This is a genomic window from Pseudomonas sp. P65(2024) (genome assembly GCF_057480955.1).
The window spans coordinates 1-9,714 of the sequence record NZ_JBLIYX010000026.1; the positions used below are offsets into that span (position 1 = coordinate 1).

At 65.4% G+C, this 9,714-nt stretch carries 11 protein-coding genes; 7 read left to right on the forward strand and 4 right to left on the reverse strand.

The window, feature by feature from the left end; genetic code table 11:
* Positions 1-248 precede the first annotated feature (248 nt).
* Together rhtA and AC25MA_RS24210 are read left to right on the forward strand one after the other, a co-directional pair.
* Complete coding sequence (gene rhtA / locus AC25MA_RS24205) at positions 249-1,136, forward strand: threonine/homoserine exporter RhtA (RefSeq protein WP_182323545.1); 888 nt, start codon at positions 249-251, stop codon at positions 1,134-1,136.
* Positions 1,137-1,322: 186 nt separating this feature from the next.
* Positions 1,323-1,604 carry a hypothetical protein gene (locus AC25MA_RS24210; RefSeq protein WP_028690562.1) on the forward strand — a complete coding sequence of 94 codons (282 nt, stop codon included), beginning with the start codon at positions 1,323-1,325 and terminating at the stop codon, positions 1,602-1,604.
* Positions 1,605-1,658: 54 nt separating this feature from the next.
* On the opposite strand, the gene AC25MA_RS24215 is transcribed toward AC25MA_RS24210, so the two are convergent.
* A complete protein-coding gene (locus tag AC25MA_RS24215) occupies positions 1,659-3,461 on the reverse strand; it encodes an aminopeptidase P family protein (RefSeq protein ID WP_062363583.1) in 1,803 nt (600 codons plus the stop codon).
* Between the two features lie 196 nt (positions 3,462-3,657).
* Between AC25MA_RS24215 and AC25MA_RS24220 the strand changes: the two genes are divergently transcribed.
* Complete coding sequence (locus AC25MA_RS24220) at positions 3,658-4,770, forward strand: DUF3182 family protein (protein WP_280060605.1); 1,113 nt, start codon at positions 3,658-3,660, stop codon at positions 4,768-4,770.
* Positions 4,754-5,524 carry an alpha/beta hydrolase family protein gene (locus AC25MA_RS24225; RefSeq protein WP_028690559.1) on the forward strand — a complete coding sequence of 257 codons (771 nt, stop codon included), beginning with the start codon at positions 4,754-4,756 and terminating at the stop codon, positions 5,522-5,524. Before AC25MA_RS24220 ends, AC25MA_RS24225 begins: the two co-directional genes overlap by 17 nt.
* Here AC25MA_RS24225 and AC25MA_RS24230 read toward each other — a convergent pair.
* The gene (locus AC25MA_RS24230; RefSeq protein ID WP_028690558.1) at positions 5,503-5,883 is read right to left on the reverse strand and encodes an antibiotic biosynthesis monooxygenase; all 381 of its coding nucleotides are present in this window, start codon (positions 5,881-5,883) and stop codon (positions 5,503-5,505) included. The two genes, AC25MA_RS24225 and AC25MA_RS24230, sit on opposite strands and share 22 nt — an antisense overlap.
* An 88-nt stretch (positions 5,884-5,971) precedes the next feature.
* Here AC25MA_RS24230 and soxR point away from each other — a divergent pair, with 88 nt between their 5' ends.
* Positions 5,972-6,460, forward strand: coding sequence for a redox-sensitive transcriptional activator SoxR (soxR, locus tag AC25MA_RS24235; protein WP_062363588.1), 489 nt, complete (start codon positions 5,972-5,974; stop codon positions 6,458-6,460).
* Here the strand turns inward: soxR and AC25MA_RS24240 are convergent.
* On the reverse strand, positions 6,427-7,404 hold the full coding sequence (locus tag AC25MA_RS24240) for a GlxA family transcriptional regulator (protein ID WP_028690556.1): 978 nt from the start codon (positions 7,402-7,404) through the stop codon (positions 6,427-6,429). The two genes, soxR and AC25MA_RS24240, sit on opposite strands and share 34 nt — an antisense overlap.
* Positions 7,405-7,486: 82 nt before the next feature.
* On the opposite strand from AC25MA_RS24240, the gene AC25MA_RS24245 reads away from it, so the two are divergent.
* Entirely contained in the window at positions 7,487-8,035 is a 549-nt protein-coding gene (locus AC25MA_RS24245; RefSeq protein WP_028690555.1) for a cysteine hydrolase family protein, read from the forward strand.
* A 4-nt stretch (positions 8,036-8,039) separates the two neighbouring features.
* Here the strand turns inward: AC25MA_RS24245 and AC25MA_RS24250 are convergent, their stop codons facing one another.
* Positions 8,040-8,603 (reverse strand): helix-turn-helix domain-containing protein, encoded by a 564-nt coding sequence (locus tag AC25MA_RS24250; protein ID WP_186733953.1) that lies wholly within the window; start codon positions 8,601-8,603, stop codon positions 8,040-8,042.
* A gap of 84 nt (positions 8,604-8,687) precedes the next feature.
* Here AC25MA_RS24250 and AC25MA_RS24255 point away from each other — a divergent pair, with 84 nt between their 5' ends.
* Positions 8,688-9,632 carry a DMT family transporter gene (locus tag AC25MA_RS24255; RefSeq protein WP_207853033.1) on the forward strand — a complete coding sequence of 315 codons (945 nt, stop codon included), beginning with the start codon at positions 8,688-8,690 and terminating at the stop codon, positions 9,630-9,632.
* Positions 9,633-9,714: the final 82 nt, after the last annotated feature.

Here is a 9,714-nt window from a genome sequence, read left to right on the forward strand (position 1 = left end):
CCCTCTTCAACAATCAACTCATTGATATTCAAGGAGTTTTTCGTTCCGATGTCGCTGGAAGTGGGGCGCATTATAAGGGGATCTGAAAGCCCGTCAACCTTTTATTTCAAGCATATGAAAAGTATCCCTTCAGGAGCCGCCAGCCACTCGCCGCAACCTTCATCTGCACACCAATACCAACCTTGCCAACCCTTCCATCAGTGCGCACTATATTGCACACCCTTGCGCGCACTAAAACGGAAGCCTCCATGAACACCCCAAACCGCAGCCTGGCCGCCACGCTGTTCCCCATCGGCCTGCTGCTGATCGCCATGGCCTCCATCCAGTCCGGCGCTTCGCTGGCCAAGAGCATGTTCCCCATCGTCGGCGCCCAAGGCACCACCGCCCTGCGACTCATCTTCGCCAGCGTGATCATGCTCCTGTTGCTGCGCCCCTGGCGTGCTCGCCTGGATGCCAGCACCCTGCGCAGCGTGATTATCTACGGCATGGCCCTGGGCGGCATGAATTTCCTCTTCTATATGTCATTGCGCAGCGTGCCGCTGGGTATCGCTGTAGCCCTTGAATTCACCGGACCGCTTGCCGTGGCGCTATGGGCCTCGCGACGGGCACTGGACTTCCTATGGATCTCCCTGGCGGTCGCCGGCCTGCTGCTGTTGATTCCCGTCGGCCAGACCGACGGCGGGCTGGACCCGATCGGCGCCGGCTATGCCCTAGGGGCCGGCGTGTGCTGGGCGTTGTACATCCTCTACGGGCAAAAGGCCGGAGCCGAGAACGGTATCCAGACCGCGGCCTTGGGTGTGGTGATCGCAGCCCTGTTCGTCGCCCCGATTGGAATCGCCCACGCCGGCAGCGCCTTGCTGACACCTGCGCTGCTACCCGTGGCCCTGGGCGTGGCCATCCTGTCGACAGCTCTGCCTTACAGCCTGGAAATGGTCGCCTTGACCCGCATGCCCGCCCGTACCTTCGGCACATTGATGAGCATCGAGCCGGCCTTTGGCGCACTGTCCGGACTACTCTTCCTGGGCGAGAAGCTTACCCTTTGGCAATGGCTGGCAATCCTTGCCATCATCACTGCCTCTGTAGGTGCGACCCTGTCGATGAAACGGGATGCGGCCCCGGCCGTGGCTGCCGACTGATTTGAGAAATATTTGCATTTAGAAGGCTTGCAACCTTGTACCGCCCGCCGTGGCTGATTAAGCTGTCACCCAAATATAATCTTGACGCTATCTACTGAGCGGTACATGGACGCTGGGGACCATCAGGGAAGAGACAAGGCGCAAACCACAGGCCCGTGAGTGCAGTTGGGCCAAATAAGGACAGGAATGAAACGTATTTTTCTCATCCTGGCCATCCTGGCCATCGCTGGATGCGCCGCGACAGCCAATACCGAAGTGAAGCGAGGGAAGAAGGGCCTGCATATCAACTGCTCGGGGCTCTCCTCGTCATGGGACAAGTGCTACAGCAAGGCCGCCAGCTCCTGCGGCAGCAAAGGCTACAAGGTAATCGCCCGGTCCGGCGACACCGACGAAGAGCCTGGCGACTATGTGTTCGGCATCAATCCGGCCGGCTATACCAGCCGTAGCATGATCGTGATTTGCAAGTAACCGATAAACAAAGGGCAGCCAATGGCTGCCCTTTTTGTTACCAGCACACCATGCTCACAGCGCGGAAGTGCGTCGCTCCAGCCACGCTAGCGCCTCGCCTTCCAGCAACGGCGCCAGTCGCTCCCGCACCGTCTGGTGGTAACGGTTCAACCAGGCGATGTCTTCACTGCCCAGCGTCTCGACCAGCAGACAGCGGGTGTCGATTGGACACAGGGTCAAAGTCTCGAACGAAAGGAACTCACCGAACTCGCTGGTACCGGCCTCGCGGTTGACCACCAGGTTCTCGATCCGCACGCCCCACTGCCCTGGGCGGTAGGTGCCGGGCTCGATGGAACTGATCATGCCCGGCTGCATGGCCGTCTGCGGTGTGGCCGCGGCCTGGTAGGCAATCACTTGCGGGCCTTCGTGCACATTCATGAAATAGCCGACACCGTGACCGGTGCCATGGCCGTACTCGACCTGATCGGCCCAGATCGGTGCCCGGGCGATGGCATCAAGCAGCGGCGAGAGTATCCCACGCGGGAACCTGGCCCGCGACAGGGCGATCATGCCCTTGAGCACCCGGGAGCAATCGGCCTTCTGCTCATGGCTCGGCTCGCCGATCGGCACCATCCGCGTAATATCGGTGGTCCCGCCCAGGTACTGGCCGCCCGAGTCGATCAACAGCAGGCCATTGCCCTCAATGACGGCATGGGACTCTTCGGTGGCGCGGTAGTGCGGCATTGCGCCGTTTGCATTGTACGCCGCGATGGTCGAAAAGCTTAGCGACACAAAGCCAGGACGACGGGCACGGGCTGCGCTCAACTGGTCGTCGATGGTCAGTTCGGTGATCGGTTGCACGCCGAGGTTCGCTTCGAACCAGGCGAAGAATTCGCATAGCGCCGCGCCATCCTGCTCCATGGCCTGGCGAATATGAACGAGATCCCCTTCTCCCTTGCACGATTTGCTCAGGGTGGTCGGGTTGATACTCTCAACCAGTCGCACCTGCTCGTGCAAATTGTCCAGCAGGCCGCGAGTAACCCGCGCCGGGTCCACCAGCAGACTGGCTGCTGCCGGAATCGCGGCCAACGCGTCGTTGACCTCAGCGTAGTCGCGGACCTCGATGCCATCGGCCGCCAGTACCTGGCGCAGGTGGCCGTCGACCTTGTCACGCCCGACAAACAGGAACGCCTTGTCCTGGCTGACCAGCGCGAAGGAAACGAACACGGGGTTGTAGGAGACATCGCTACCACGCAGGTTGAACAGCCAGGCGATGTCGTCGAGGGTGGCGATAAAGTGCCAATCGGCGCCCTTTTCCCGCAGCGTGCTGCGCAGTTCAACGAGTTTTTGCGCACGGTTGACCGTGGCATGGGGTGGCAGGTGCTGGTACACCGGATTACCCGGCAGCGAGGGGCGGTCAACCCATACCCGATCCAGCAGGTCGAGATCGGTGCGCAACGTCGAACCACGCGCCTGCAGGCGCTCGCCCAGTTGCCGCGCCGAGGCCAGGGCCATGACCGCGCCATCCACCGCGACCGTGCCGTCCACCTCCGTCCCCAGCCATTCCAGCGCCCCGGGCTGGCCGGGGCGCAGCTTCATCAGCTCGATACCACTGCCGACCAGCTCCTTTTCCGCCTGCTCCCAGTAACGGCTGTCAGCCCACAGCCCGGCAAAGTCAGCCGTTACCACCAGCGTCCCCACCGAACCGAGGAAACCGGACAGCCACTGCCGCCCCTGCCAATAGCCCGGCAGGTACTCGGACAGGTGCGGGTCAGCCGAAGGCACCAACAGGGCATTCACGCCCTCCCGGGCCATGGCCTCGCGCACACGGGCAAGGCGCGCCGGGACGGATTCGTGAAGGGGGGACTGACTGTTCATGCGCACTCCTGCGGATAGGTGTCGACGGGTCCAAGGCGTTGATAATGAAACACCCGGCAGACGCCCGCAATCACCACGACCGTAACAAGGTATGCATTGCCCCAACTGCCCTGCCGACCGTCGATCCATCCCCCCTGAACTAAACCGGCTACGGGCCTTCACAACCCTTACATACCGTGCGTACGCGAGGTAGGCCATGCCCCACTCACGCGAACCGAAAAGCGCCGTCGTGCTGCTCGACACCCGCGAGCACACTCCCGAGCACGAACGGGCGGTCCACCTGCAGATTGCCGATCACCTAGCCCTTCTGCTGGGTGTCGAGCGGGTCGAGCCATCGCCCACGCAATCCGAAACGGCCGCTTACTACTATGTACCGACCCAGACCCTGGTCGACGCGCAGCGGTACGCTGCGCTCGGCGTCCACGACGAGCATGACCTGTTCGGCGGCATGGTCAGCCATCCGCACATGGCCACCAAGGCTATCTCCCACCCGCTACCGGCAGACGCCATCTTCCCTCCCGGCTGGACCGACGCCTTTGCCCAACACGCCAGCGACGCCCTGCTGCGTGGCTATACCGTGTTCTCCAAGGCCGATGCCCGGCGCGCTGCCGAACTGCTGCTGCGCGATGGACCGGTGAGGATCAAGCCGGTACTGGCCTGCGCCGGTCGGGGCCAGCAGGTGATCGTTGATGGTCAGGCCCTGGAGCCGCTGCTGGAGGCAATGGATGAACAGCAATTGGGGCTGTGGGGCCTGGTGCTTGAGGAAGACCTCGATGCCGTCGAGACCTTCAGCGTCGGCCAGGTACGCGTGGCCGGGCTGACCCTGAGCTATCACGGCACCCAGCACCTCACCCGCGATCATGCGGGCACCGAGGTATATGGTGGTTCCGACCTGGTGATCGTGCGCGGTGACTACCAGCACCTGCTGCAGCTGCCACTTGAGGATCACCTGCGCTTGGCCATCAACCAGGCCATGACCTATGAAGAGGCTGCCAAGCGCTACTTCCCAGCCTTCATCGCCTCACGGCGCAACTACGACATCGCCCGCGGCCAGGACCATCACGGACACCTGCGCAGCGGCGTGCTCGAGCAATCCTGGCGACTGGGCGGTGCCAGCCCCGCCGAGGTCCTCGCGCTGCAGGCCTTCGCCGCCGACCCGGCGCTGCAACGGCTACGCGCGTCAACCCACGAGGTCTTTGGCGACGCGCAACTGCCCACCGACGCCACCCTGTTCTATCAGGGCCACGACAGTGAACTTGGACAACTCAGCAAATATGCACGGATACGTGACCATGACCATCGAGAGTGAAACCGTTGAACTGCAGGTCGAGGGCGAAAGCATCGTCGGCACCCTGGTCAGCCCGGGCAGCCGCATGCCGGGGATCCTCTTCGTCCATGGCTGGGGCGGCAGCCAGCAGCGCGACCTGGCCCGCGCCCGGCAGATCACCGGGCTTGGCTGCGTATGCATGACCTTCGACCTGCGCGGCCACGAAAAGACCGAGAGCCAGCGCCTGACCGTCACCCGCGAGCAGAACCTGGCCGACCTGCTGGCCGCCTACGACCGGCTGGCCAGCCAGCCATCGGTCGACCCCGGCGCCATTGCCGTGATCGGCAGCAGCTACGGCGGCTACCTGGCCACCCTGCTCACCCGTCACCGGCCAGTCAAATGGCTCGCCCTAAGGGTGCCGGCCCTCTACTGGGACGATGAATGGGATGCGCCCAAGCAGGCCCTCGACCGCCAGCGGCTCAACGCCTACCGCCTGCGTGAGCTCGGCCCTGCCGACAACCGCGCCTTGGCCGCCTGCGCCGAATTCGCCGGCGACGTGCTCTTGGTGGAGTCCGAACAGGACGACTATGTGCCGCACAGCACGCTGATGAGCTATCGCTCGGCCTTCGTCGGCGCCCACTCGATGACCCACCGCCTGGTCGATGGCGCCGACCACGCGCTGTCCAGCGAAGAGAGTCAGAAAGCCTATAGCGCCCTGCTCACGGCCTGGATCAGCGAGATGGTCATCGGCGCGCGCCTGGACCGCTACCCGCACTACGCGCCCTGGTACGCCTGAGTGCTGCCCAGCTGGCAGTGCAGGCCGCCGTCGGCGCCACGCACCAGGCTGCGTAGCGTCTGGTACGCGGCGAAGTTCACCCCACGGGCCCGGTGCTCGCCCAGTAGGTCGAGGAACGGCTCCTCGATGAAGCAGCCAGCGGCGGCCGCCCAGGCCTGGCGCGATTGCCAGCGCAGGTGCTGGAGCACCCGGCGACCGTCGTCGCTGACCTGGATGCTGACGCTGAGCAGGCCATCGCAGCGTTGCGCGAGGTGCTCGCTGCGCACCACCAGGGCCTCGGCCAGGGCATCCTGGCGCAAGGGGGGCACGTCGTACTCGATCATCTGGGTGAACCACAGGGAATGGGTGTTGGCCGCCATGACGCATCTCCTCGTTTTGGGCTCTTGCAGCAGATGGTCGTGAAGGGTAAAACCTCCAGCTAACTCAAGGTCAAGGATTTTATTGCCAATGAAGCCCCCTTCCGCCCAGGAGCGCCTGCTCAGCGTCGGCCAGCTGGCCGCGCGCAGCGGCGTGGCCGTGACCGCGCTGCACTTCTACGAGACCAAGGGGCTGATCCACAGCACCCGCAACGCCGGCAACCAGCGCCGCTATCCGCGTGCCATGCTGCGTCGGGTGGCGGTGATCAAGATGGCCCAGCGCCTGGGCATCGCCCTGGCCGACATCGCCAGCGCCCTGCAGGCGCTGCCCTGCGATCACACGCCCACTGCCGACGATTGGCAACGCCTGTCGGCGCGCTGGCGCGACGACCTGAGCCGGCGCATCGACGAGCTGGTGATGCTGCGCGACCAGCTCGACGGCTGCATCGGCTGTGGCTGCATGTCGTTGAAGGAATGCCCGCTGCGCAACCATCACGACCGCCTCGCCGATGAGGGCCCGGGGCCGCACCCGACCAGCAGCGAGGCTCAGCCGCTGATGACCGCGAAGCGCCGCCGGTAGTCGCTGGGGGTCATCCCGGTCAGGCGCTGGAACACCTTGCGAAAAGCGCTGGGGTCCTGATAGCCGACGCCCCAGGCGATCTGGTCGACGCTGCGCCGGGTGAACTCCAGCAAGCGGCAAGCCCGGCCGACCCGCACCTGCTGCGCGTATTCGGTGGGACGCAGGCCGGTGGCGGCGCGAAAGCGACGCAGGAAGGTGCGCGGCTCGAGGCCCGCGCAACCGGCCATGTCGGCCAGGCCGGCATCCCGGGCCTCCTCGGCCTGCAACCAGTGCTGCACCTTCAGCACCGCCTCGTCACCATGGTCCAGGCGCGGCTGGAACAGGGCGCCGGGCAGCGGCGCCGGCGAGGGCTCGACCGCAAGATAGCGGGCCGTCTCGCGGGCCAGGGTGTGGCCGAGGAAGCGTTCGATCAAGTGCAAGCCGAGGTCGGTCCAGGCCATCAGCCCGGCAGAGGTGACGATGTCGCCGTCGTCGAGCAGTGGCTGGCTGCCTTGCACCCGCACCTTGGGGAAGCGATCGGAAAGGGCCTGGGCATAGTTCCAATGGGTACAGGCCGCCCGACCATCCAGCAGGCCGCTGCCGGCCACCAGGAACACACCGATGCATACCGAGGCCAGCACGGTACCCTGACCGTGCACCTGACTGAGCGCGGCGCGATGGGCCTGCAACACCTCGGCAGACGGGGTCGCCGCCAGGCTCGGCGGAATCATCAGCGCCCGCAGCGCATGGCCGCTTGCCGGCTGGCTGTCATGCACCACCTGCAGCTGCCCCGCGCCATCGAGCTGCCAATGGGTCACCCGCAGCACCGGCAGATCGTGTGCGCCCAGCTGCGCGGCGACCCGGTTGGCCACCGCGAACAGGTCGGTCAGGCCGTGCACCGCCGCGCTCTGGGCGCCGGGATAGATCAGCACGCCGATTTCCAGGCTGTCAGTTTTTGCCGTCATTGTGTCGCTCGCGCCTATCCTCGATCGGGTCGCCACAGCCTATAACTATCGGCAGTTCATCACTACTGCCGCAGGAGGCACCATGAGCAAGCGCGCCCTGATCATCATCGATATCCAGAACGACTACTTCCCCGGTGGCAAATGGACCCTGGACGGCGCCGAGGCGGCCGCCGACAACGCCGCCCGGTTGCTGGCCGCGGCCCGTGAGCGTGGCGACCTAGTGGTGCATGTGCGCCATGAGTTCGAGAGCGCCGACGCACCCTTCTTCGTGCCAGGCTCGGCCGGCGCGCAGATCCACCCCAAGGTCGCGCCGGCGGCCGGCGAGGCGGTGGTGCTCAAGCACAAGGTCAACAGCTTCCGCGACACCCAGCTGAAGGCGCTGCTCGACCAGCACGACATCAAGGCACTGACCATCGCGGGCAGCATGAGCCACATGTGCATCGATGCCGCGACCCGCGCCGCCGCCGACTTCGGCTATGAAGTCAGCGTGGCCTACGATGCCTGCGCGACGCTGGCGCTGGAGTTCGACGGCAAGACGGTTGCGGCGGCCGATGTGCACGCCTCGGCAATGGCCGCGCTGGCATTCGCCTACGCCAGGGTGACCAGTACCGACGAGTTGCTGGCCGGTTGAGGACTCAGATCACCACGTTGCGCACGAAGCGCACCGACTCCTGCCCATCGTTGCGGTAGGCGTAGCGGCAGTCGCTGGGGAAGACGAAGAACTCGCCCTTGCCCAGTTGCCGCTCTCCCCCTTCGATGATCAGGGTCAGGCGGCCTTCGGTCACATAGATCTGCTCGCTCCAGCCGGCGGCATCGGCTTCGCTGGCGTAGCACTCGCCGGGGGCCAGGGTCCACTCCCACAACTCGACCTCGCGTCGCGCCGGGCTGCTGCCTAGCAGCACGGCGCGGCTGGCAGGGTGCACACCGGCCCAGGCCAGCTCTTCGATGCGGCTGGGGTCGCGGCGGTCCGGCGCCTGGATCAGGGTGCTGAACGCCACCCCCAGCGCTTCGGCGATCAGGTCCAGGGTGGTGAGGCTGACATTCTTCTCGCCAGCCTCGATGGCCACCAGCATACGCCGGCTGACCCCGGAGCGCTCGGCCAGGGCGGCCTGGCTCAGGCCGGCGTCGCCACGCAAGCGGCGAACGTTCTGGCTGACATGCTGCAGCACCGATGCACGGTGCTCGGAATCTTTGTGCACTATATTGCTCACTGGTAGGGGGTGCGCAGTATACTGCCCACTTTGCGGCGAATTGTGCGCCGCCCCTTCCGAGTGCGCAAGACCATGAGCCAAGCCCCCGCCCGCAAACCCACCGTCAGCTTGCGCCTGAGCAAGGCCGAACTGGTGCTGGTGTTCATCACCATGCTCTGGGGCGGCACCTTCCTGATCGTGCACAACGTCATGACCGTCAGCGGGCCGATGTTCTTCGTCGGCCTGCGCTTTGCCGCCGCCGCCCTGTTCGTCGGCCTGGTGTCGGCCCGTTCGCTGTCGGGGCTGACCTTCACCGAGCTCAAGGCCGGCGTGCTCATCGGCGTCTCGATCATGTTGGGCTACGGCTTGCAGACCATGGGCCTGCAGACCATCAGCAGCAGCCAGTCGGCGTTCATCACCGCGCTCTATGTGCCCTTCGTGCCTCTGCTGCAATGGCTGGTACTGGGCCGCCGCCCGGGCCTGATGCCGAGCCTGGGCATCGGCCTGGCCTTCGTCGGCCTGATGCTGCTGGCCGGCCCCGAGGGCGGCGCGCTGCACTTCAGTGAAGGCGAACTGGTGACGCTGGTCAGCGCCGTGGCGATCGCCGGCGAGATCATCCTGATCAGTCGCTACGCCGGCCAGGTCGATGTGCGCCGGGTCACCGTGGTGCAGTTGGCCACCGCCTCGGCGCTGTCGTTCCTGATGATCGTGCCGACCCAGGAACAACTGCCCGGTTTTTCCTGGCTGCTGCTCATCAGTGCGGTAGGCCTGGGCGCCATGAGCGCGGTGATCCAGGTGGCGATGAACTGGGCGCAGCAGTCGGTCTCGCCGACCCGCGCCACCCTGATCTACGCTGGCGAACCTGTGTGGGCCGGCATCGTCGGGCGCATCGCCGGCGAGCGTCTGCCAGGCGTGGCGTTGGTCGGCGGGCTGCTGATCGTGCTGGCGGTGGTGGTGAGCGAGCTGAAGATTCGTCGCCAGGATGAGGCCAGCGCCTTGCAGGATGATGAGGCCCGCGAGCGCGAGGCGGGGTTGTAAGCCCCCCGCCTTCACAGACAATCCGCAAGCGTTGAATACAGCCCCACGGACATTCGCTCAGCCGCTATGCTCTGAAAGAAAC